Source organism: Pedobacter hiemivivus, from assembly GCF_005144565.1.
Taxonomy (GTDB): Bacteria; Bacteroidota; Bacteroidia; order Sphingobacteriales; family Sphingobacteriaceae; genus Pedobacter; species Pedobacter hiemivivus.
Genome location: NZ_SWDX01000002.1, coordinates 489,413 through 514,291 on the forward strand (window position 1 = coordinate 489,413; position 24,879 = coordinate 514,291).

The 24,879-nt window shown below is 40.9% G+C and carries 19 protein-coding genes; 15 read left to right on the top strand and 4 right to left on the bottom strand.

The annotated features are described in order from the left end of the window. Nucleotides 1–12 precede the first annotated feature (12 nt). The 7 genes from FBD94_RS05600 to FBD94_RS05630 all read left to right on the top strand — a co-directional run bounded on the left by FBD94_RS05600 (nucleotide 13) and on the right by FBD94_RS05630 (nucleotide 10,165). Nucleotides 13–1,395, top strand: coding sequence for a four-carbon acid sugar kinase family protein (locus FBD94_RS05600; protein ID WP_131606426.1), 1,383 nt, complete (start codon nucleotides 13–15; stop codon nucleotides 1,393–1,395). A gap of 13 nt (nucleotides 1,396–1,408) precedes the next feature. Beyond that, entirely contained in the window at nucleotides 1,409–2,071 is a 663-nt protein-coding gene (locus tag FBD94_RS05605) for an aspartate/glutamate racemase family protein (RefSeq protein ID WP_131606424.1), read from the top strand. Between the two features lie 6 nt (nucleotides 2,072–2,077). Continuing rightward, nucleotides 2,078–3,391 carry a bile acid:sodium symporter family protein gene (locus FBD94_RS05610; protein WP_131606422.1) on the top strand — a complete coding sequence of 438 codons (1,314 nt, stop codon included), beginning with the start codon at nucleotides 2,078–2,080 and terminating at the stop codon, nucleotides 3,389–3,391. Continuing rightward, the gene (locus tag FBD94_RS05615) at nucleotides 3,378–4,829 is read left to right on the top strand and encodes a sialate O-acetylesterase (RefSeq protein WP_131606420.1); all 1,452 of its coding nucleotides are present in this window, start codon (nucleotides 3,378–3,380) and stop codon (nucleotides 4,827–4,829) included. The genes FBD94_RS05610 and FBD94_RS05615 overlap by 14 nt, the downstream gene beginning before the upstream one ends. After that, nucleotides 4,774–7,122: a DUF5703 domain-containing protein gene (locus FBD94_RS05620; protein WP_235884382.1), complete on the top strand. Its 2,349-nt coding sequence runs from the start codon at nucleotides 4,774–4,776 to the stop codon at nucleotides 7,120–7,122. The genes FBD94_RS05615 and FBD94_RS05620 overlap by 56 nt, the downstream gene beginning before the upstream one ends. Nucleotides 7,123–7,226: 104 nt before the next feature. After that, complete coding sequence (locus FBD94_RS05625) at nucleotides 7,227–9,137, top strand: glycoside hydrolase family 88/105 protein (protein WP_136879669.1); 1,911 nt, start codon at nucleotides 7,227–7,229, stop codon at nucleotides 9,135–9,137. A gap of 14 nt (nucleotides 9,138–9,151) precedes the next feature. Continuing rightward, entirely contained in the window at nucleotides 9,152–10,165 is a 1,014-nt protein-coding gene (locus tag FBD94_RS05630; protein ID WP_131606416.1) for a zinc-binding alcohol dehydrogenase family protein, read from the top strand. A gap of 50 nt (nucleotides 10,166–10,215) precedes the next feature. Here the strand turns inward: FBD94_RS05630 and FBD94_RS05635 are convergent, their stop codons facing one another. The 3 genes from FBD94_RS05635 to FBD94_RS05645 all read right to left on the bottom strand — a co-directional run bounded on the left by FBD94_RS05635 (nucleotide 10,216) and on the right by FBD94_RS05645 (nucleotide 11,798). Further along, complete coding sequence (locus FBD94_RS05635; RefSeq protein WP_131606414.1) at nucleotides 10,216–10,725, bottom strand: DinB family protein; 510 nt, start codon at nucleotides 10,723–10,725, stop codon at nucleotides 10,216–10,218. An 81-nt stretch (nucleotides 10,726–10,806) separates the two neighbouring features. Beyond that, on the bottom strand, nucleotides 10,807–11,214 hold the full coding sequence (locus tag FBD94_RS05640) for a c-type cytochrome (RefSeq protein ID WP_136879430.1): 408 nt from the start codon (nucleotides 11,212–11,214) through the stop codon (nucleotides 10,807–10,809). 86 nt (nucleotides 11,215–11,300) lie between these two features. Further along, a complete protein-coding gene (locus FBD94_RS05645) occupies nucleotides 11,301–11,798 on the bottom strand; it encodes an Lrp/AsnC family transcriptional regulator (protein ID WP_131606412.1) in 498 nt (165 codons plus the stop codon). A gap of 250 nt (nucleotides 11,799–12,048) precedes the next feature. Between FBD94_RS05645 and FBD94_RS05650 the strand changes: the two genes are divergently transcribed. From FBD94_RS05650 to FBD94_RS05685, 8 genes are all read left to right on the top strand, one after another. Continuing rightward, nucleotides 12,049–12,477 carry a hypothetical protein gene (locus FBD94_RS05650; protein WP_131606410.1) on the top strand — a complete coding sequence of 143 codons (429 nt, stop codon included), beginning with the start codon at nucleotides 12,049–12,051 and terminating at the stop codon, nucleotides 12,475–12,477. A gap of 184 nt (nucleotides 12,478–12,661) precedes the next feature. Then, nucleotides 12,662–13,228 (top strand): RNA polymerase sigma factor, encoded by a 567-nt coding sequence (locus FBD94_RS05655; protein WP_131606408.1) that lies wholly within the window; start codon nucleotides 12,662–12,664, stop codon nucleotides 13,226–13,228. Between the two features lie 80 nt (nucleotides 13,229–13,308). Then, nucleotides 13,309–14,409, top strand: coding sequence for a FecR family protein (locus FBD94_RS05660; RefSeq protein WP_131606406.1), 1,101 nt, complete (start codon nucleotides 13,309–13,311; stop codon nucleotides 14,407–14,409). Between the two features lie 157 nt (nucleotides 14,410–14,566). Continuing rightward, nucleotides 14,567–18,133, top strand: a complete 3,567-nt coding sequence (locus tag FBD94_RS05665; RefSeq protein WP_136879431.1) for a TonB-dependent receptor — start codon at nucleotides 14,567–14,569, stop codon at nucleotides 18,131–18,133. Nucleotides 18,134–18,167: 34 nt separating this feature from the next. Then, a complete protein-coding gene (locus FBD94_RS05670; protein WP_131606402.1) occupies nucleotides 18,168–19,610 on the top strand; it encodes a RagB/SusD family nutrient uptake outer membrane protein in 1,443 nt (480 codons plus the stop codon). Nucleotides 19,611–19,694: 84 nt separating this feature from the next. Beyond that, nucleotides 19,695–20,894, top strand: coding sequence for a TlpA disulfide reductase family protein (locus tag FBD94_RS05675; RefSeq protein ID WP_136879432.1), 1,200 nt, complete (start codon nucleotides 19,695–19,697; stop codon nucleotides 20,892–20,894). Between the two features lie 17 nt (nucleotides 20,895–20,911). Beyond that, the gene (locus FBD94_RS05680) at nucleotides 20,912–21,988 is read left to right on the top strand and encodes a TlpA disulfide reductase family protein (protein WP_131606398.1); all 1,077 of its coding nucleotides are present in this window, start codon (nucleotides 20,912–20,914) and stop codon (nucleotides 21,986–21,988) included. Nucleotides 21,989–21,992: 4 nt separating this feature from the next. Then, nucleotides 21,993–23,093: a TlpA disulfide reductase family protein gene (locus FBD94_RS05685; protein WP_136879433.1), complete on the top strand. Its 1,101-nt coding sequence runs from the start codon at nucleotides 21,993–21,995 to the stop codon at nucleotides 23,091–23,093. 95 nt (nucleotides 23,094–23,188) lie between these two features. On the opposite strand, the gene FBD94_RS05690 is transcribed toward FBD94_RS05685, so the two are convergent. Continuing rightward, entirely contained in the window at nucleotides 23,189–24,874 is a 1,686-nt protein-coding gene (locus FBD94_RS05690) for a sodium/sugar symporter (RefSeq protein WP_131606394.1), read from the bottom strand. Nucleotides 24,875–24,879 lie beyond the last annotated feature (5 nt).

Sequence of the window (24,879 nt, forward strand, 5' to 3'; positions counted from 1 at the left end):
CGTAAGGGAAACATGGAAAATAACCGCTTACTTATTGCTTTTTACGGGGATGATTTTACCGGATCAACGGATGCACTGGAATTTTTAAGTAGAGCTGGTATCAAAACAGTCTTGTTTATTGAAGCCCCCTCCACAGCGCAACTATCGCGTTACCCAGGATTGCAAGCTATTGGTGTAGCAGGTAAGAGTCGTACACTTTCGCCAGTTGAAATGGAAGTAGTGCTAAGGCCTGCTTTTACCGCATTGCAGAAACTCAACCCGCGTCACGTGCACTATAAAGTTTGCTCAACCTTCGATTCATCGCCAGCTATTGGTAGCATTGGTAAGGCAATTGATATTGGTGCATCTGTATTTAAAACGGCGGTTGTTCCATTGCTGGCAGCAGCACCACATCTGGGACGGTATGGCTTATTTGGCAACCTTTTCGCCCGCATGGGCATAGGAACTGAAGGGGAAATTTATCGTCTGGATAGGCATCCCTCTATGCGAAATCATCCAACAACGCCGGCCGATGAAAGCGATATTCGTTTACATCTTGGCAAACAAACAGATAAAAATATAGGGTTGTTTAACATTCTTGAGCTCCATAAATACCAGGAACAGGCTTTCAATCCGGATTTTTCGACATATGAAATCGTATTATTTGATGCGCTCATAGAAGAAGATCTTAAAAGTGTCGGACAGCTGATAGACGGACAAGCGGGCGATGAACAAATTGTTTTCTCTGCAGGATCGTCAGCTATAGAAATGGCTCTGGGAAATCACTGGCAGGAGAGGGGGGTATTACAGGAACAGAAAGAATGGAAACTTATTAAAGCCGATGGGCCTATATTGGTTGTCTCAGGAAGTTGTTCTTCGGTAACTTCCGAACAGATCCGTTACGCCTTGAATCATGGTTTTACAGAATTGCCGATTGATACAGTAACGTTAGCAAGCCAGGCGACTGAGGCTGATCTTTTTATGGAAACAGGCTTTATCAAGGCTGCAGCTGAAAAGTATGCGCAGAAAGCTATCGGATTAATCAATGAAGGGAAAAAACCTTTGGTTCATACTAGTCTGGGTAATGATGATCCCCGTGTGGGCGATACTGATAAAATATTTAAAGAGAAAGGCTTTGGTAAGACTGCCACAGCACAATTGTATGGTCAGCTGCTTGGTCAGATTGCAAGGTTAACGGCAGAAAAAACTGAGCTTAAAAGAATCATTATTGCCGGTGGGGATACTTCAAGTTATGCGGCCAGGGCAATGGGGATAGAAGCCGTTGAGATGATTGCCCCACTCTCGCCCGGAGCGCCTTTGTGCCTTGCTTATGCCCCCGGATCTGCTGTTGACCACTTACAGCTAGTCTTTAAAGGGGGACAGGTCGGAAAAGAAGATTTTTTAACATTAACCTAATATAACCTAAAATATGAAAACTAAAACACTCGGACTTGTTCATACCTCAGCTACGTTGGTTCCTGTTTTTCAGAAACTTTGCAGTGATTATCTACCTGGCGTAAATGTATTTAATATAGTAGATGATAGTCTGATTAAAGATGTCATTAGTCGCAATGAACTGACAAAATTAACTTCCAGAAGGGTAGTAGATCATGTCGCCTCAGCAGAAGCTGCCGGGGCAGATTTTATTCTGGTTACTTGCTCTTCTATAGGTGCAGCCATCGAAGCCGCTGCTGGTTTAACTAGTGTTCCAGTTTTAAGAGTAGATCAACCTATGGCCGATCTTGCCGTGAAAACAGGTAAAAGAATTGGAGTGATCGCAACATTGCCTACTACACTTGGCCCAACAAGTGACCTTGTTAAACGCCGTGCAGCAATTGCAGGTAAAGAAATAGAGTTAACGTCTATATTATGTGAAGGCGCATTTGAAGCTTTAATGGGCGGACAGCCTGAAAAGCATGATGAAATGGTGGCTAAAGCATTGATCGAACTTTCTGCAAAAGTTGATGTAATTGTACTTGCACAAGCTTCTATGTCGCGCGTGGTTGATGGATTGCCTGATGCGGAAAAACGTATTCCAATACTTGCAAGTCCGGCTCTTGCCATTCAACACATTGCAGGTTTATTTAAATAGGACATCATGTATAATTTTCGCAGATTATGCCTGCTGTTTGCGCTGATTGCATTCGTAGTGCTGTTGGTTGGTCTTTTTAGATCAGATCCTGCACTATGGCAACCCGCTGCAGTCGTGATGGCAGTAACAGTCGCTATAGGAATTGGCGCGCTGGAAACCTTAAAAAATTACCAGTATACCGCCTGGATCATTACTGCTGTAGTTGCAGGAATGATTTATCCTGCTGCTTTTCTGAAATGGGGCGAGTTTGACCTCCGTAACAAATGGCTCATCCTCGTGGTGGTACAAATGGTGATGTTTGGTATGGGAATACACATGAGCCTTCGCGATTTTACTGGCTTGGGTAGCACAGGAAAAGGGGTGGTAATTGGCTTGTTGTGTCATTTTACCATTATGCCATTAATGGGGTATATGTTGACACGTGTGTTTCATTTTGAAACTGAAATTGCAGCGGGAATCATCTTAATCGGTTCCTGTTCTAGTGGCTTAGCCTCTAATGTGATGGTTTATATTGCTCGTGCAAATCTCGTATTATCGGTTGCTGTTACCGCAATGGCCACGCTGATCGCGCCATTTCTGACGCCGTTGCTGATGAAATTACTGGCGGGTACGCTGATTGAGATTAAATTCTTCAATATGATGATGGAGATCATTAAGATTGTGATCGTTCCTATCGGTGCGGCACTGGTTCATGATTATTTGAAACGGGCAACGCCAAAAGGTTGGAAGCGGATTAAACTGATTGCTGCGGTATGTGTGCTTTGGTTGCTGACTTTACCTTTGGGAATGTGGAGCGGGCTTGAACGTGTCTTTTCTACTGAGTGTATGGAATCTGTTGAGATCCTGAGCTTTTTTGCAGGCGCATTTCTTGTAGGATTGATTTATCACTTATTTACATTGAAATTTAATAATCTGGATCAGCTGATGCCTTATATTTCTATGTTCGGTATCGTTTATTTTACAACAGTTACAACTGCAGCCGGTAGAGATAACCTGTTAAAAGTCGGTTTTATTTTGTTTCTTGCATCTGTGATCCATAATGGAGCTGGTTACCTTTTTGGTTATTTGTTAAGCCGGATATTTGGTCTGGATAAGAGATCATCAAGGACCGTCGCCTTCGAAGTAGGTTTGCAGAATGGAGGTATGGCTTCAGGTTTAGCAGGTTCCATGGGTAAATTGGGAACCGTTGGACTTGCGGCAGCCGTATTTAGTCCATGGATGAACATTTCCGGGTCAATCCTAGCTAATTACTGGAGAAGACAGGCGCTAAAAGAAGAAGAACTAGAAAAATCAATTCAAAAAATATATGAAGAAGCTTAAAACCATTATTTCAAGATCAGGAACAACGGTTTTGTTCCTTGCCTTTTTTGTAGGTTCATCTTTTGCAGCCATAAAACCGGCCTCTATTTTTACGGACCACATGGTACTTCAGCAGAAAGCTGATGTTGCGATATGGGGTTGGGCTAATGCAGGTAGTGGTGTTACTTTAATTCCATCATGGGATAAAAAGAAATATACAATAAAAGCGGATGCCAACGGCAAATGGAAGCTGAAAATAGCGACTCCAAAAGCAGGTGGCCCTTATGAAATAAGTATAAGTGATGGTATTGCGCTTACCTTAAAAGATATTTTGATTGGTGAGGTTTGGTTTTGCGGCGGACAATCGAATATGGAGATGCCGATGAAAGGGTTTAAAAGTCAGCCTATTTTAGGATCAAATGAAGCCATTTTAAAATCTTCCAATTCTCAGATTCGATTGTATACTGTGCCAAGATCATCTATAACGGAAAGGCAAGACAATAGTAAACCGTCCGACTGGAAGCTTGCTGGACCAGAAGCTGTGTCTAACTTTAGTGCTACCGCTTATTATTTTGGTAAATTATTGAGTGAAATGCTTAACGTTCCAGTTGGACTGATTAACGATAGTTATGGCGGTTCAACAATAGAAGCATGGATGTCACCCGAATTGTTAAAGTCTTTTCCTGAAGTTAAAATTCCATCAAAAGGAGATGCGATTAAAGAGGTAAGTCGCACACCAACTACGCTATACAATGGAATGTTGTATCCTGCTATTGGTTACGGTATCCGTGGGGCGATTTGGTACCAGGGAGAATCTAATCAGACCCGACCGGATAGATATGGAGATTTATTTCCTGCAATGGTTAAGGAATGGCGAAATGTATGGGGAATGGGCGAGTTTCCATTTTACTATGCACAAATTGCACCTTTTAAATATGTAAAAGACCCGGCAACTCAGATGGGTAAGGAATTTAACTCAGCATTTATCAGAGATGTACAACGGAAATCCATTTCCAAAATATCCAATTCGGGGATGGCAGTGCTAATGGACATTGGTGAAGAACGTAATATTCATCCGGCAGATAAAGAAAAGGGAGGAGTACGATTAGCTTACCTGGCATTGGGCAATACTTATGGCGTTAAAGGTTTTAGTTATGCCAGTCCTGATTATGAATCTATGACTGTTATAGATGGTTCGGCAATCCTAAAATTTCAGAATGCATCAAATGGACTTACCTCATTTGGAAAGCCTTTGTCGGAGTTTGAAATTGCTGGGGAGGATAAGGTGTTTTATCCGGCAAAGGCAGTGCTTTCGGGAAGCAGCGTAACGGTTTCATCTGACGCTGTTAAAGCTCCGGTAGCGGTGCGTTATGCTTTTAAAGATTTTGTAATTGGCGATTTGTATGGAAATGAAGGTTTACCAGTTTCCTCATTTAGAACGGATGACTGGGAAAAGTAAACTTCTTTTTATTTGGATAATATTATCCAGCTGTTTATGGACTGCGCAAGCACAAAATAAGCAAGTTGAGGCTAATCTGGTATGGAACAGTCAGAGTGAAAACGCTGCTGGTTCTATGCCTTGCGGCGGCGGTGATATTGGGATGAATATCTGGGTGGAAAAAGGAGAACTACTTTTTTACATCTCCAGAAGCGGAACCTTCGACGAAAACAATACTTTGTTAAAAATGGGACGAGTAAGATTGAAGTTAAGCCCAAATCCTTTCGACGCAGGCAGTACTTTTAAGCAAGAGTTGGTTTTAAAAGAAGGCTATGTAAAAGTGACTGGTACAAAAGCAGGATTGCAGACGGAAGTGAAAATTTGGGTTGATGTTTTTAAACCCATCGTTCATCTTGAATTGAAAAGTAACCAGAAGACTTTTGCTGAGGCGGCTTTTGAAAGCTGGAGAAATGAAGATCGCTTAACCAAAGGAAAAGAAAACAACCAAAACTCCTATAAATGGGCACCGCAGGGCGAGGTAAAAACCTTTAAAGACAGCATAGCATTTAAGAATAATGGATTGCTGTTTTTCCATCAGAACAAAGACTTTTCTGTTTTTGATGTTACGGTAACGCAGCAAGGAATGGACAGCGTTAAAGATAAGTTGTTTAATCCGCTAAAGCACCTGGTATTTGGAGGCTCAATGCAAGGAGATGGCTTGATCCCGGGAGGAACATATACCGGGAGCTATTCAGGCACCCCATTTAAAGGTTGGAAACTTAAAAATACCAAGGCCTCAAATACCATAAATATTGCAATTACTTTACATACTGCTCAAACCCCATATATCAACACTTGGGAAAGCGAACTAAGAAAAATAGCAGCTACTGCAATTAAAACTAAACCTGCTTTTGAAAGCAGTAAAAACTGGTGGAAGAACTATTGGGAACGTAGCTTTATTGAAATGAGTAGCCAACAGCAGCCCTTAGTTGCACAAGCAGGAAAGAACTATCAGTTATTTCGTTATATGTTGGGCTGTAATGCTTTTGGAGCTTATCCCACTAAATTTAACGGTGGTCTGTTCACCTACGACCCAAGATTGGTAGATTCAACGTTAAAATATACACCTGATTTTAGAAACTGGGGTGGAGGAACACATACCGCACAAAACCAACGATTGGTATACTGGCCAATGCTGAAAAGTGGGGATGCCGAAATGATGAAGCCGCAATTTGATTTCTATACTAATCTATTGCGCAATGCAGAGCTGCGAAGCGAATTTTATTGGGGTCATAAAGGGGCTGGTTTTACGGAGCAATTAGAGAACTTTGGCTTGCCAAATCCAGCTGAGTATGGCTGGAAGAGACCTGCAGGGTATGATAAAGGTATGGAATACAATGCCTGGCTGGAATACGAATGGGATACTGTACTTGAGTTTTGTATGATGATGCTGGAGACGGAAAGCTATGCGGGAAAAGATGTAAAACCATACCTTCCATTTATAGAAAGTTGTCTTAATTTTTTTGATACCCATTACAGCTATTTGGCTAGACAAAGGGGTAGCAAAGCACTGGATGGCAATGGCCATTTGGTTTTGTACCCCGGATCTGCAGCAGAGACCTATAAGATGGCTTACAATGCCACATCAACCATTGCCGCATTGAAAACCGTATTGGGGCGTTTACTGGAGCTCAAAGGTGGCTCTGAAGCACAAAGGGAAACATGGGCCGCAATGTTAAAACGTATTCCACCAATTAGCTTTAGGGAGTTTGATGGACATCCGACGATTGCTCCGGCGAAAGTATGGGAACGAGTAAATAATACGGAAAGTCCTCAATTATACCCTGTTTATCCATGGGGGATTTATGGAGTTGGCAAACCCGGATTGGATACCGCTATCAACACTTTTAAATACGATACCGATGTGCTGAAATTTAAGAGCCATGTGGGTTGGAAGCAGGATAATATTTTTGCAGCAAGGCTAGGGCTCGTAAAAGAAGCCGCGGAATTCACCCTGTTAAAATTAAAAGATTCGGGCAGAAGGTTTCCTGCATTTTGGGGACCTGGATTTGATTGGGTGCCCGACCATAACTGGGGCGGATCAGGAATGATTGGTTTACAGGAAATGCTATTGCAAACCCATAAGGAAAAGATTTTCTTATTCCCGGCATGGCCTAAAGAATGGGATGTCCATTTTAAATTGCATGCCCCTCATCAAACCACAGTAGAGGCCGTATGGAAGAATGGAAAGGTAGAATTGTTAAAAGTAATCCCCGAATCGAGAAGGAAAGATATCGTGATTTTAGTAAAATAAGGTTTTGGCAACGATTGCGTATTTATTTTGCAGACTTTACTAAAATCACTGTTTAAAACTATGTAGACTTGTATTGAAACCATTTATAACACACATGTATGAAAATGAGACCTCTTATATTTAGCTTAATAGCCTTTGTCATGTTGGCACCACAGGCTAATGCACAAAATGCCAATACAAAGGCTAAGCCTTTATCTGATCAGATGGCAGCTACGGTAATGGAAGTATGGAAGGAAAGATCCAAAAAATGGTCGTATGATGATGGAGTTGTTCAAGATGGAATGAACGAGATCTGGAGAAGAACCGGTAATGCGGTATACTTCAAATACGTTCAAGATAAAATGGATCAGTTTATTTCTGCAGAAGGAGTTATAGATACTTATAGCCAGGATCATTTTAACATTGATAACGTAAAAAACGGTACGGTTTTACTCGATCTTTATAAAGTAACCGGACAACAGAAATATTTTAAGGCAGCAACTACACTATGGGAGCAATTGCAAAAACACCCGAGAACAAAAGAAGGCGGTTTCTGGCACAAAAAAATATATCCTAACCAGATGTGGCTGGATGGCTTGTACATGGGACAGCCTTTTTATGCGGAGTATGCAGCATTAATTAATAATAAAGCGGCCTTTGATGACATTGCGAACCAATTCATCTTTATGGAGAAAAATGCCAGGGATACAAAGACTGGATTGTTGTACCATGGCTGGGATGAATCAAAAGTAGAGCGTTGGGCTGATCCAAAAACAGGTTTATCGCCACATATTTGGGCCAGAGCAATGGGCTGGTATGCGATGGCACTGGTAGATGCATTGGATAATTTCCCTAAGGATCATCCGCAAAGAAAGGAATTGATTAATATTTTGAACCGATTGGCCGTTGCTATCAAAAGTGTACAAAACAATAAAACGGGTGTATGGTACGATATTTTAGACCGTCCAAATGATAAAGGTAATTACTTTGAGTCCTCAGCTTCCGCTATGTTTGTGTATGCTATTGCTAAAGGTGTAAGAATGCAATACTTACCACAATCGTACTTTGCAGTCGCTGATAAAGGTTACAAAGGGATGCAACAGGAATTTGTTGAACAACGTGCGGAGAACATGGTGAACCTTAAAGGTACAGTTACTGTATCTGGTTTGGGTGGTAAACCTTATCGTGATGGTAGTTATGCTTATTATTTAAGCGAAAAAGTAATCACCAATGATCCAAAAGGTGTTGGCGCTTTTTTAAAGGCGATCAACGAAATGGAGATTGCAGCTATGCCTAAATCAGGTTTAGGGAAAACAGTCATGTTGGATTCGTATTTTAATCATGAAACGAAGAAAGATCAAAGCGGTAATGTGGTTTCATGGCATTACAAATGGGAAGAAATGTCCAACGGAGGTTTTTCTATGTGGGGAGAGCAATTTAACAATGCAGGTTTTAAAACTTCAGCCTTGTACAATGCGCCTACAGCTACAAATCTTAAAAAGGCTTCAGTATACATCATCGTAGATCCCGATACGGAAAAAGAAACCGCTAAGCCGAATTTTATTGCTGCCAATGACATTAAGAATATTACGGACTGGGTTAAAGCAGGTGGTATCTTGATATTGATGGGGAACGATACCGGAAATGTAGAATTTGATCATTTTAACCAGCTGGCTAAGAACTTCGGTGTTCAATTCAACAAAGACAGCAAGGGCAGAGTAGTTGGCAATAAGTTCGAAATGGGCAAGGCAATTGTTCCTGTTGGCAATGAGCTTTTTAAAACTTCGCAACAATTGTACATAAAGGAGTATAGTACGTTAAAACTAGTGGCGCCGGCTAAACCCGTGCTTAAAGATAAGGATGGAAATAATATGATGGCTGTGGCCAAACTAGGTAAAGGTGCTGTATTTGTTATTGGCGATCCATGGTTGTACAATGAGTATGTAGATGGAAGAAAATTGCCTGCTGAATACGATAATTTTAAAGCTGGACAAGATTTAGTGAACTGGGTTGGTAAACAGCTCATGAAGAAATAATTTTAGAGATATAAATGAAGACACTCGTTTGCAGTACACCAGGTACATTTGAATACACTACAAGTGAAAAACCTGTATTAACAGCCGGCAACGCAATTATAAAAATTAAACGCATCGGTATCTGCGGTACGGATTTACATGCTTTTGAAGGTACACAACCTTTTTTTAATTACCCAAGAATCTTGGGTCACGAACTTTCTGGTGAATTACAAGAGTTTGATGGGGCTGAGGGCTTTGAAAAAGGAGAAACCGTTACATTTATTCCTTATTTTAACTGTGGCGTATGTATTGCCTGTAGATCAGGCAAGCCAAACTGCTGTACGGATATTAAAGTTTGCGGGGTGCATGTAGATGGTGGAATGGCTGAATACCTTTCGGTTCCTTCACATACGCTGATCCATGGTGAAGGCTTAAGTTTTGATGAACTGGCATTGGTAGAGCCACTGGCTATTGGAGCCCATGGTGTGCGTAGAGCTGCTATTGAAAAGGATGAATTTGTGTTGGTAATAGGAGCGGGACCGATAGGTTTAGGAACTATGGAGTTTTCCAGAATTGCCGGAGCTAAAGTGATTGCGCTGGATATTAACGATGCACGTTTACAGTTTTGCAAGGATAAGTTGAATATACCTTATGTAGTGAATGCCCTTGCTTCTGATGTTTTAGAGCAATTGCAGGCAATTACAGACGGTGATATGCCAACAGTAGTCATAGATGCTACAGGAAGTTTAAAAGCGATTAATAATGCCTTTCAGTATATGGCACACGGTGCGCGTTTTGTATTGATTGGCTTGCAGAAAGAAAACATTTCCTTTAGTCACCCTGAGTTTCATAAACGCGAAGCCACTTTGATGAGCAGTCGAAATGCAACAAGAACCGATTTTGAGCATGTAATTGCTTCCATGAAAGCGGGTTTGGTAAAGCCAACCACTTACATCACACATAAAGTTCAGTTTGCTGAAGTAAAAGACGAGTTTCAAAGTTGGCTTGATCCTGCAAATGGGGTGATCAAGGCGATGGTAGAAGTATAATCATTATAGGCTCCAATTTAGCGGATTGAACTAATTGGAGCCTATAAAATTTAGTCTCTGTTCCAAAATGCAGGTGGCTCTATGCCTAAGCTGCGTAAATAAACAGTACCCTGTGCACGATGATGAATCTCGTTGTCGATGAAATATAAAATGGTGGAATAAACAGGCCCTTCATATTGACCAAAAGCTAAAACCACTTCCTGAAACCGGGCTTCAGAAATCTCTGGCCAAAATGCAATGATCACTTCGGTGGATTGATCCCATAATTTAAGTAAGCCTTCCTTAGTGCGGTCTTCCTTGTTTAAAGAATGTTGATCAAAGCCACTTGCGTTTTCCCAATTGTCGGTTGCAATGCCTCTTATACCAGGACCTGCGATGTCTATAATTTCCTTCATCATCTCAGCAAATGGACGCATACCGCCAATGCTGTAATCAAATAATTTATCTTCAGGAAAGGCTTCAATTACACGTCTGGTAAGGCGACGGTGGCCTAGCCATTCATTTAAAAAATTTTCTGTAGAAACGAATGGCATAGTTTCGGTGGTGGTTGTCGTTGTCATAATCTTATTTTTTTATGGGTGTATGTATTTTCTAATACAAAGAAAACACAGCCCACTGACAACCCTATGGCAGCGCGTTTTTTAAATTTTAATTGTTACCGGTTCATCTTTTCCGTTATGACAAGTTACACAAGAAATATTCATTAATTTTCCTTCTTTGTCTTTTTCGTGGAAATATTTCTTGTTGATCTTGTTAGTCATTCGCATCATATCCCTTGCAATTTCCTTTTTAGGATTTTCATCACTTGCAAAGTCAAGCTTTTTAGGGTTGTCTTTGCGTGGAGAGTGGCAGTAATTACATTTTACACCTAATGCAAGTTTAAAGCCATCCATAACTTTATCAAGGTCATCATGACTGATGTTCTTTGGAAGTACTTTAAGGTTTGTCGCTTTAGGTTCTTGTTTAGGTTCTTGTTGCGGCATAAAAGCACTTAGCATCACAACTGTACCTAATATTAGAGAAAAAGTAATCGTCTTTTTATAGCGCATAAATAATGATTTAATGTATGAACCAATATAGATAGATTAGATTACTATGACAAAACTATTGTTTATTGGGAATTAATCTTAATAATCTACTGTCCATTAGCATGGAATGGGGGCATTTCTAAAGTATAGGCCAGTTCTCTTTTAGCTTCATTAATCACAAACTGGCTACGCACAGTCCCTACATCTGGCAGGTTGGCTAATCTATTTACTACAAACTCCTTGTAAGCCTGCATGTTGCTAACCACGATTTTTAAGATAAAATCGAAATCTCCTGTCATGTGATAGCATTCCATTACTTCGGTAAATTTAACTACTTCCTGCTCAAAGTTTTTTAAGGACTGGGTACTATGGTCTTTCAGTTGAATCGAGGTGAAGGAGGTCAACATTTCACCCAGTTTTTCTCGGTTAATGATGGTGAGTGTACCAATAATATAGCCGATCTCTTTGAGTCGCTCCACTCGATTGAAAATGGTATTTCCGGCTTTATGTAGCTTTAAACCAAGTTGTTTGTTGGTCAACGAGGCATCTTTTTGAATGAGGCGTAAAAGTTGTAGATCAGTCTGATCCAAAGTTGTAGTAGTCATATAACCATAGTTTTTTACGCTTGTTTTTTGCAAATTAAATCTATTCTGTTCAGATTGTCAAGTAGTTAGCTTTAATTCTGTCAGATAGATACTTTGTTACACTTTAAAGAATTTAATTCTGTTTGAAAGGTGTTTAATGGAAGATTTTTCCAAATTAGCTACTGTGTATGGATTTATCAATCATGCTGATCAAATTTGTGTACATTCTATACCGCGACTACTTTGCTAGTAGTCAACTAATTTCTGAAAAATGAGTTTAAATTTTTTAAGTATCAATCGCCTGGATGAGTATAAGCGCGACGCAAAGTTGCAAAGTACCATTAGTTTCCGCTTAATGTGGTTAGATGAAGGCGAAAGTATGGTTTTTGTACCATCTGGTGTTTCTTTTGATCTGGATATTTATCCTTCAACAGGATGGATTTTTTCGTTCAATGAGCTTTTTTATAGGGACTTTTTGGATCGGTACCCTCAGGATTACAACTGTGCTTTGATGGCGAAAAGGTCGTCTGATTATGTGTTTATTCCATTAGCTGTGAAGTTACGAATGGAAATGTCTGAATTGGCAGATTTGTTGGTAAGGGCACTAAAGGAAGGGCAATCAGAATTGTTCTTGCAGGCCTATGCAGATTTGATTCTGCTAAATGCCAATCAGGCATATGTGGGGATACATAGTAAATAAAGCAGGTATTTATATAACAAAGGGGTATTTGTTTTTACAAATACCCCTTTGTTATTTCCATTCGAGATCGCGAATTATTCTTAATAATTGCTTTCGTTTGCCATTGAAATAAAATTGCTTTTTTGTTATCCTTATGAATAATAGGATATTATTTTTTAGTAATTTTACAAAAGGGGAAATCTTCATGGCCATTTATAGTTCATATACTGATTTGGAACTTATTGCTTTGTTAAAAAAAGGTGAGAAGGTTGCGCTTGCCGAGATTTACAGAAGGTATCAGGGCGTTTTGTATAGCCATGCCTACCGTCGCTTGCCGGACAGAGAGGAAGTAAGAGATATCATACAGGAATTGTTTGTTTACCTCTGGACTAGCAGGGAGCAACTTCATATGACCAGTCTTTCTTCCTATCTTTATGCTGCAGTTCGAAATCGCGTATTAAACCAGTATAGAAATAAAAAGGTAAGGGATAATTTTGCTGCTTCATTACAGGAATTTATAGATCAGGGCGAAAATGTGATTGAAGATCAGCTGAGGGAAAAGGAGCTTGCCTTACTTGTTGAAAAGGAAATTGCCGCCTTACCCGATCAAATGCGCCTTGTTTTTGAAATGAGCCGTAAGCTGGAGATGAGCCATAATGAAATTGCCGAGGCACTTAATTTATCGCCGCATACCGTTCGTAATCAGGTGCATAATGCCTTGAAAATTTTACGTGTTAAACTAGGCGCCAACATCCTGTTTATATTATTTTAACTTTTTTTAAATACTGTCTAGTCTATAGCCTGCTTAGCCGTGTCTTATCATTATAGCGTGAAATTTCGCTTAACGTGAACATGGAATTTAAGCAAGCTGAAAAAATAATTGAAGTATACAATAACGGAACTGCAAGTGCTGAGGAAAGGGATTTGGTGGAAAGTTGGTATTTGAAACATAAAACGGGGAATACATTAAGTGCTGTAGAGATACAGGAGGAGCATGATTTGGGTTTCCAAGCATTGAATGCTTATTTAAATGAACCCCGTAAAATCAGTTTATGGCCTCGTATCGCAAGTGTGGCCGCTATTTTATTGGTGATGGGATCAGGATTTTATTTTTATAGAATTCAGAACAGAGGTATAAAGGATAAAATTTCTTTGGCGCAGGATATCCCACCTGGTAGAAACACTGCGATACTAACATTGGCAGGTGGTAAAACCATCAATTTAAGTGATGCAAAGAATGGAGTAGTTATAGCGGCCGGAAAAGTGGCTTATAGTGACGGTACCCGTGTTGCTGTACCTGAAGCAGTCGAATCCTATGTGCCTCTGGAAATGACCGCTAGTACACCACGCGGTGGCATTTATAATGTGACTTTACCGGATGGGACTACTGTTATGCTCAATGCGGAAAGTAGTTTGAAATTCCCTTCCGTTTTCAAAGGGAAAAATCGGAAAGTGGAATTACGTGGAGAAGCCTACTTTGAAGTCGCTAAAGATAAGTCGCATCCTTTTGTCGTACAATCAGAGGGACAGACTGTTGAAGTATTGGGTACACATTTCAATATCAATAGTTATGTTTCTAACCGTTACATAAAAACAACCCTACTGGAAGGGAGTGTAAAGGTAACTGGAAAGGATAATGAACTGGTACTGCTGCCAGGAGAGCAGTCTAAATTAACCGCCGGACAGTTGAATGTACAGATAGTTGACATTGAAGAAGCTGTTTCCTGGAAGAATGGGTATTTCCGGTTCAACGATGAAAATATTGTTGATGTGATGCAGAAAATTGCGCGCTGGTATGATATAGAAGTGGTTTATAAAGATAAACCAACGTTAGAAGGATTTACAGGAACTATTTCACGAAAATCAAATATCAGTGATGTACTGGATATGCTGGAAAGGACAAAAATCGTTCACTTTGAGATCGAAGGAAGGAGGGTTATGGTAATGAATTAAACTTTTACTACCTGAACCCTTAAAAAAGGTTACCCTGGCTTCAGAACCAGGATAACCCAATAAGCGGTTTACATCAATAATCTAAACTATCAACTAAGCGACATGCCAGTCCATCTTCGAAAATGTAGGCCTGTCGTTTCTAAACCATGCTAAGCAAATGTACAATTTTTACACAAAAAGGTTGATACAGCTTTTGGGCTGTATTTCCAAAATCCAGTTGATGATGTGCCGGGCCATGGGGCCAGTAAGTGAAACGGGAAAAAGAAAATGGATTATGCGAGTTAACCTAACCACTTTACTCTTAATCACAGTTATCCTGCAGGTAAGTGCGGGAAGCTATGCGCAAAAAATCACGCTATCTGAAAATAATGCGCCCATTAAATATGTTCTTGATAAAATCAGAACTCAAAGCGGGTACGACTTTCTGTTTACTACTACCAATTTAAAAAATGCAAAACCTGTTACTATACAGGTGAAGAACGCAGATCTGAAAGTGGTATTGGAACAGGTTTTTGAAGGACAGCCCTTTGATTATTCCGTAGCTAAAAACTCTGTTGTAGTGTCCAAAAAAGAATCTTCCTTTCTGGATAAACTCAAGAATGTTTTTTCTGCTATTGATGTTCGCGGTCGTGTTGTGGATGAAAACGGGAAGCCCATGGCGGGAGTGAGCATCAAATTAAAAAACAACTCCGGAAGACCCGTTGTTAGTAATGAACAAGGTTTTTTTACCACTACAGTTCCAGATAATTCTGTGCTTGTTTTTTCTTACGTTGGCTATGTAACACTAGAGTTGCCTGTTCGCCCTAGTATGCTTATTGTTATGCAATTCGGCCAGAACAAGCTGGAGGAAACCGTTGTGGTAGGTTATGGAACAACCAAAAGAAAGGATTTAACAGGTTCTGTTGCATCAGTAAATATCTCTGAAGTAAGGGATGTACCTTTTGCCACCTTTGATCAGGCACTGAGCGGTAAGGCTGCCGGGGTACAAGTGGTGCAGGCTGATGGCTCCCCTGGTGGTGTGGCTAAGATCAGGATCAGGGGCGGGACCTCCCTGATGGGGGGGAATGACCCATTATACATTATCGACGGAGTGCAGATACAAGTTCAGAATCGTTACCAGCAAGGTGCGTCTGATATTGTGAGCCCGGTGGAAAGAGGTGGGAATGACGACCCGAATTTTTCGGTGGCAGGTTCTTTTGCCCGCGGATTGAATAGTTTGGGTGGACTGAATATCAATGATATTGAAACAATAGACATCCTTAAAGATGCTTCCGCTACAGCTATATATGGTTCAAGAGCGGCAAATGGGGTAGTGATCATTACCACCAAGAAAGGTAAAATGAACCAGAAGCCAGTCTTTGAAGCAAATTATTACACAGGAGTAAGCCTGGCGGAGAACGAAAAGGTATTGAACAGAGACCAATATATCATGATTGTCAAAGAGGCTGCTAAAAACCTGAATGATGCACGTGCAGCCAAAATTCCGGTGCTTGCACCAAATGCGCTGGCTACACAGATACTTACTGATCCAGGTTATTTTGGAACAGCAAATACGGACTGGCTTGACCTGGTGACCCGTACTGGGATCACTCAAAATGCAGACCTTTCTGTGAGGGGTGGTGGTGCTGGTTCGCGTTATTATACCTCACTTAGCTACAACAGTTCAGAAGGAACGGTACTAGGAACAGATTTCAAGCGTATTGCAGGAAAGGTAAGTCTGGATAATGACATCACCAGCAAACTACGTTTCAATACCAATCTGGATTATGGCTTCAGTACCAATAACATCACCAACGGACTATATACACAGGCTATATTTGCACCTCCTACTGTAGATCCATACAATGCAGACGGCAGTATTAAAATTATTGATCCTGCATCACTCGGTGCCTATGCGTATGAAGGATTTCAAAACCCGCTTTTACTTACAAAAGGAATTAATAAGTCTAACAACTTTTTCCTAATTGGTAGTCTGACAGGTGAATATGATATCATAAAAGACCTCACCTTTAGAAGCTCAGTTTCCGTAAATTACAATAATTACCGTCAGAACAACTATATTCCGAGTACTGTGGCAATAGCCACACCAAATGGAACAGGAAGCTCGGGTAATGGTACCGCTACACAGGCACAGGCTGAACAGGTAAATACCTTCATCCAGAATACAATAACCTGGAATAAAGAATTCAATGAAAATCACCGTTTGAATGTCGTTGCCGGTACAGATTGGCAGATTACCAAAGGAAATGCTTTTTCTGCAAGCGGACAGGGCTTTCCCGATGATGAATATTTAAATAACCTGTCTTCAGCGGCTGTAACTTTACCTTCAACGGGTACATCAGATCAGAATTCATTATTGAGTTTTTACATGAGAGCGAATTATAGCCTGATGGATAAATATGTGTTTACATTTACGGGGAGATCGGATGCTTCTTCAAAATTTCCCATAGCTAACCGTGTAGGTTATTTCCCTTCGGGAGGTGTGGCCTGGAGGATTTCGCAGGAGAATTTTTTAAAGAATGTGAAATGGATAAGTGAGATCAAACTTAGAGCGAGTGCCGGGTATACAGGTACTCAGAACATCGGTAATAATCTGTTCTATACACTTTATTCACCTGTGTCATATGCCGGATTAAACGGGCTTTCTCCCTCGCAGCTTGGTAATGAACGGCTTAAGTGGGAGTCTACCTTGCAAAAAGATGGAGGTATAGATTTTTCTTTTTTTAATTCCCGTCTTCGCGGAGGTGTAGGTTATTATGAAAAAAACACCAGTGGCGTTTTGTTCCCCACCACAGTAGCGGGAAGTTCCGGTTTTAATCAGGTGACTTCAAATATTGCCAACATTCGTAACCGCGGACTGGAAATTGAATTAAGTGGAGATATTATCAGAGGAAAAAATTTCCAATGGTCGGGTAGTATTAATGTGTCCGGCAACCGTTCCAAAGTACTTGCAATTTCTAACCAAGTTGACGATCCAAACAATCCGGGCATCTATCAATTTGGAAATACAGTGCTGAAAGTGGGAGAACCGGTAGGTCTGCTGTACGGAAGGGTGTTCGATAAAATCCTTAAAACACAGGCCGAAGTGGATGCTTATAAAGTAGGAAATGTACTTGCCGGCAGTTATCCATACCTCGGCATCGGTGATCCTAGTTATATATTGGACCCTGATGCTTTTGGTCCTGGACTCCGTTATTTTGCGGACGATATCATTGGAAAGGCAGAACCTAAATTTTACGGGGGTTATACCAACAGGATGAGCTATAAAGATTTCAGTTTGACCACACTGGCAACTTTCTCTTATGGTGGCGACATTTATTACCTGGCAGATGTACAGAACCAGGATATGGCAAAAAGGACAAACAAAGGTGTTAGAATTCTTGACCGCTGGACTCCGGAAAATACTGATGCTACAAGGCCACGCCTGATTCAGGGCCAGGGCTCTTACGCTTACGCTGCCAGTAACAATGTATATGACGCTTCGTTCATCAAGCTAAAATCGGTAACCATTGCCTATCAGTTTCCAAAAAGCCTGACGAGCAAATGGAAACTGAATGGAATATCTGCATACGTTTCCGCAACTAACCTGTTCACCATCACGAACTATCCGGGTGTAGATCCTGAGACAAGTAATGATCCGTACAGTCTGATTGGCGGATATAGTGATTCAGGAGGTTATCCATACGTTAGACAGTTCAGCCTGGGAATCCGGGTAGGTTTATAGTATAGGGGAATAGAATTTAATTATAACAAAGGACATGAAAACATTATATAAATTTCTGACAGTTGGTATCATGCTCATTGGGGCCTACGGCTGTAAAAAAGAACTTAGTGCACCACCTAAAAATGCCAAAGTTGAAGGAAATACCATTTTAGACCAGGCCACATCACAGATTGCTTTGAATGGTGCTTATTACAATTTTGCTAATGCAACGAATATCAAAACCGGCTGGCAGCAACACCAGATTCTTCCAGCACAATTTGCAGGCTATTTAGGCTACGGTTTTGGTGCGAGCGCTTCTGAGGAAAATATGACTGAAGGTGCGGCTGGTAGTTATTGGGATGAATCTTACAAAGCACTGAATAGTACTAATGGTGTGATCAAAGGAGTTAATGAGCTTGCAGATAATAAGTTCACAGGCAACAGAAAAAAAGAAATAATTGCAGAAGCGAAATTCATTCGTGCTTATTCACACTTCAAACTGTTGAGTTACTATGGAGAATGGTACAAGATTGGCAGTGCGCAGGGAGTTTTATTGAGGGATGAGCTCTCAACATTGACTAATATCACTAAAAAGCGCAGCACCGTTAAGGAAAGCTATGATTTCATCATTGCTGATTTAAATGAAGTGATCGCTAATGGTCCGGTAAGCAATCCAAACCATTATGCAACCAAATGGGCGGCAATGTTGTTGAAAATGCGTGTATTGATGAGCCGGGCAGGAACCGGAAATTATACTGAGGTAATAGCTCTTGCAGATAACATCATGCAGAACAGCCCTTATGTATTGGAAGCCAGTCAGCAAAACCTGTTTCATACCATTGGTTTGTCAAGTAAGGAAGTGATTTTAGGAATTAAGCCCCAGGCGCTTCAGTCTAGCGATCCGTATTCCAAAACCAGGCAATACTATCCCGGTGCTTCATCTCTTTATGTGGCCAAATCGGCTTTAAAAGATCTTTATGCCAATGATCCTAGGGGAAGCTGGGTGATTGGTACGGCAAGTGCTTATTCACAATATTCGCCAAATACCTTCTATTTCAATAAATATAATGCACAAGGTTCTACTCCTTCGGCATTGACTGAAACAGATTATGCCATGCGGCTGACGGAAGTTTACTTACTGAAAGCGGAAGCTATAATAAGATCGGGAGGAAGCCTGGGCACAGCAAAAACACTGATCCATCAGATACAGGAAAAGGCGGGAATCACTGCAGTTTCCAATAATTTCCATTATTTAGCTGTCGAGGCTGCAAATACTCCTGATGCACTATTATTGGAGCTATATAAAGAAACCTCAAAAAGTATGGTGGGAGAGGATGGCAGCGAATGGATGGCATTATTGCGTTTCCCGTTAGTCACTGTGATGCAGTTAAAACCCACAATTACCAGCCAGATTCAGTATATCATTCCTGTTCCAAAGAGCGAATTTATTTACAATCCGCAATTTGGAGATCAAAATACCGGATACAGCGCAAACTAATATACCATTGCATAGTGCGGTGCCCCGATAGGGTGCCGCACTGATTTGACCAGGATATATACGATTGAAAACAAATTTATACAGATGAAAAATTATTTATTGACATTGTTATTGCTTGCCGGTATTCATCAGGTAATGGCGCAGGATGGCTCATTTACGTTGCAGGGCAAAATTAAAGGACAAAGTACTGGAATTTTAAAATTGTCATACCCTACTGCAGATGGAGGATATGTCCAGGACAGCACCGCGATTCAGAATGGGAAATTTGAATTCAAAGGTAAAGTGGCCGATCCGGTTATGGCTTATATTATGGGAGCTGTAAAAAGCCAAGGTTTCGACGATCCCAATATGGCTACCTTTTTTATCGAGCCCGGAAAACTGAGCATGTCGTTAACTGCTGGTGATTTCAAAAACCTAAAATTAACTGGTTCTAAAACCCATGATGAATTGGTTGTACTGAACCTTCGTAAAAAATCACAGCTAGAGCAAATGCGTGTTTTGTCGGCTGCCTATGACAAAGCCAACATGGCATATATAGCTGCAAGGAAAGCCGGAAAGCCTGAAGGTGAACTGGAAGTGCTGAAGGAAGCTGCGAATGTAGAAAAGGATAAGATGGATCCTTTAAGGGAGGAAATGGATAAAATCGACATGGAATATATCAGGACTCATCCTGATTCAGATTATTCAGCCTATGCCTTAAGTTGGAAGGTATCTTCGCTACCACTTGCTGAATCAAAGCTGCTTTATGCAAAACTATCAGACCGTATAAAGCAAAGCAGCTATGGAAAAAAAATTGCAGATGAGGTCAAGAGCCTGGAAGGTGGATCGCCCGGAAGTTCGGCCTCGGTATTTAGTTCAACGGACATCAACGGACAGCCATTAAGTCTGGCAGATTTTAAAGGTGAAAAATATGTATTGCTCGATTTCTGGGCCAGCTGGTGTGTACCTTGTCGTAAAGGAAACCCACATTTGTTGTCGTTGTACAGTAAATATAAAGACAAAGGTTTGGAAATTATTGGTGTATCTGATGACGACAGTAACAATGAAGCCTGGAAAAAGGCCGTTGCACAGGACAAGATCGGTGTGTGGAAACACGTTCTGAGAGGATTGAAAAGAACTGCCACGGGATATGATAAAACGAACGACATTACTGAACCTTATGCCATTCATTCGCTACCAACCAAAATCCTCGTAGATAAAAATGGAATGATCATCGGCCGCTATGGTGGAGGTGGCGAAAATGACGAAGCTATGGATAAGAAACTGGCTGAAATTTTTAACTAGTAAATCAATAAAAAACTATGAAATCACTTAAAATTTTAACTGCTGCCGCGATGTTCTGCATGGCTGGTACAGCTTTAGGTCAGCAGGTCCGGGTCAATGGAAACATTAAAGGACTGGGCGATGCTGAACTGAATTTTCATTATTACGATGGTAATGAACCTAAAACTAGTAATGTGAAAGTAACAGGTGATAAATTTACCTGGACTGCCCCTATGCCCAACCCACAAAAAATCACCATCATGTTCCCCAAAAGAGCGGTATGGGTCTTTGTTGAGCCTGGAAATATCGAAATGAACGGGAGTGCCGATTCGCTCGACAAGATTAGATTAAGCGGCTCAAAAATACAAACGGAGGCAGACACTTATGACAAGTTGCTGGAGCCATTTTCATCTCAGGAAATGCCCTTATACCAGAAATATGGTAAGGTTAGTAAAGAAGAGCAGTTGCAACTGGAGCAAAAGCTTGCCGATATCAGGAAACAAAAACGTGTTGTAGCCAATAACTATATTGCATCACATCCTGAAAGTCCGTTTAGCTTAAGTTTAGTTACAGACCGTGCAGGAATGGGTGAATACAAAGATATACAGGCTATATATGATCAGCTGGGTAAAAACATAAAAGCAACCCCGGAAGGAAAACGTTTGAATGAACGTCTTGTGATACTAAAACGGAGCGCAATTGGAACCCCGATGTTAAATTTTACACAAAATGATACAGAAGGAAAACCAGTTAACTTTGCAGCATTTAAAGGGAAGTACGTACTGATCGATTTCTGGGCAAGCTGGTGTGGGCCATGTCGGGCAGAGAACCCGAATGTATTGAAAGCGTACAATAAATACAAAGATCAGAACTTCACCGTTGTCGGCGTTTCTCTTGATGACAAGGGCGATAATTGGAAAAAAGCAATAAAAGATGACGGAATGCCATGGACACAGCTTTCAGATCTGAAAGGTTGGAAAAATGAAGTGTCTACTTATTACGGAATTATGGGCATCCCAAGTACATTACTGGTTGATCCGCAGGGAAAAATTATTGCAAAAGATTTAAGAGGTGAAATCCTGAACAAGAAACTCGAAGAAATATTTAATAACTAACCTAATGAACATAAGATATTTAACTCTTGTTGCGCTGTTGTTTGCACAAACAGTTAGTGGGATTGCGCAAACTAAATCGGCTGGCTATAAGCTAACAGGCACTGTAAAAGGAATTGCCGATGGTGAGGTGGAACTTACAAGCTATGATTTCCGGACCAGGACAAACAAAAAACTCAATACCGCAAAAGTTAAGAACGGTAAGTTCACAATGACCGGAAAATTGAATACTCCGGAACTTATGGGGCTTTCTTTTACCCCTGGCAACTGGGGAACGCGGGTTTTTCTGGAAAATGTCCCTGTTAACATTAGCATTGATACCGCAGGCTCAACGCATTATGATTATACCAAATATGGGGATAAAAAAGGTGCCACGCTCCAGCAGGTTAAAGTAGGCGGATCTGTAAGTCATGCTGATTACGAAGATTACGAAAACAAGACGAAGGGCAGCAAAAAAAGAGATGAGGTATTTTCACGGCAATTGGATTACATCCGACCCTTTATTGCTAAAAAACCTTCATCTGTTGCAGGCGTCTATATGCTCAGCACGCATTATATGTTTAATTCGGATATGCCACTTAACGATCTGGAACAATTGATGGCGAAATTTACTGGTGAGGCAAAAAAAACGCTCTATTTCAATAATCTTCAAAAAGAAATTGCTGAAAGAAGGGCTGTATTGCCCGGTAATTTTGCGGAAGATTTTACTTTGCTGCAAAGGGACAGTACAAAATTCACGCTTTCATCCACCAGAGGTAAATATGTGATGATCGATTTCTGGGCGAGCTGGTGCAAACCCTGCAGGGAGGCCATCCCGCATTGGAAAGAGGTATACGCAAAATATAAAGGTAAAGGTTTTGAGATTGTGAGTGTAACGAACGACAGCAGATGGAATGACTGGGTCAAAGCTATGGATGTAGAAAAAATGCCATGGATACAGACCATTGATGAATTTCCAGTAAAAAACATGCCGGCAAGGGTAGTAAGTAAGTATAAACATGGTACGATACCGCTTTATGTATTGCTGGATAAAGAAGGTAAGATATTAGTGAAATCTGGCAATGAAGAAGATATTGATCATAAATTGGCTGAGCTATTGGGCAATTAAAATTAATGTATTCTCTTGTAAATGGGTAATTACTATGTAATTAGAACGGGGATTTGTGATAAACAAATCCCCGTTCTAATTGATGTATAATCTGCTTACCAGAACTTCACATACAGCGCTGCAATGATCAACAGCGTAACCACTATTAATGCCATCGTAGATGGAGCAACTTTGAACATCGCTTTATCCAGTTCGAAAGCTTTAGGATTAACTTTAGGTCCTGCCAAACTCATGACAATCATGATCGCCATGGTAAAGAAGAAGGAGAGTCCCATACAGATGTGGAAAGGAATCTCAAAGCCACCCTTGCCATTAGGATAGGCAGTATATAATAGCGTATCGTTTCCTAATAAACCCGGCGCCATCTCGTTAAAGAAAACAGACAAAAGGAAACCAGATAAAACACCTGCGATAGCTGCTGCACCTGTAGTTCTTTTCCAGAACATACCTAGGATGAACATCGCAAAAACACCCGGACTGATAAAGCCTGTATATTTTTGAATAAAGGTGAAACCACCTTCTCCGCCGATGCCTAAAAGGTCGTTCCAAGTAAACAACACCGCTAGGATCATTCCTACAAATACGGTTGTCCTACCTACAAAAACCAGGTTCTTTTGTTCTGTACCTTTCTTAAAGTACTTCGAATAGATGTCTAGTGTAAAGATTGTAGAGATACTATTTACTTTGCCAGCCAGTGAAGCTACAATCGCCGCGGTAAGTGCTGCTACAGATAAACCTTTAAGGCCCGTCGGTAAAAAGGTCAGTACCGCTGAGTAAGCACCATCTTTACCGCCAATCAGTTGTGGTAAATGTCCACCTTTATACAAAACATAGGCTGCGATACCGGGTAGCATTACAATTAAAGGCATCAGGAGCTTTAAAAAGCCCGCAAATAAAATACCTGTTCTGGCAGTTTGCAGGTCGGCGCCTAAAGCACGTTGTGTGATGTACTGGTTACAGCCCCAATAGTTCAGATTGATGATCCAGATACCGGCAACATAGGAGGCCAGCCCGGGGAAAGTAAGGTATTTGCTGATTTCATTTTGTGTAGATTCAGCTGTTGGCTTCGGAATGATCATCTTAAAATGCTCCGGAGCCTGCTCCATTAAAACATTAAAACCCGCGATGGCATTGGCACCTACACCAAATTTTTGTCCCACTACAGTTAAGGCAATATAGGTGGTCACCAGTCCGCCGAAAATTAAAACACCTACTTGAATTACGTCTGTATAGGCAACTACCTTCATTCCACCCAGCGAAATAATCAGGGCAAAAACGGCAAGTCCAATCATAATGACGTGCAGATAATCGCCACCGGTTAATCCGTTAATGGCAACAGCACCTAAATAAAGTATGGAGGTCAGGTTTACGAATACATATAAAAACAACCAGAATATGGCCATAATCAAAGCGACAGATTCATTATACCTGGTTTTGAGGAACTGTGGCATGGTGTAGATCTTATTTTTAAGATATACGGGGATGAACCATACAGCAACAATGATCAATGCGATCGCAGCGATCCATTCATAAGCGGCTACTGCAATACCAAGGAAAAATCCTTCACCACTCATGCCGATAAATTGTTCGGCAGAGATATTAGAAGCGATGAGTGAGGCCCCAATGGCCCACCAGGTTAAAGTACCTTCGGCTAGAAAGAAGGCCTTGGCGTCATGCTCGTCCTTTTTGCGCTGGCGGTAAATGTAATACCCATAGCCGGATACGACTAAAAAGTAGATGATGAAAACTACATAATCTGTAGTTACTAGACTATTGTTCATAGTAG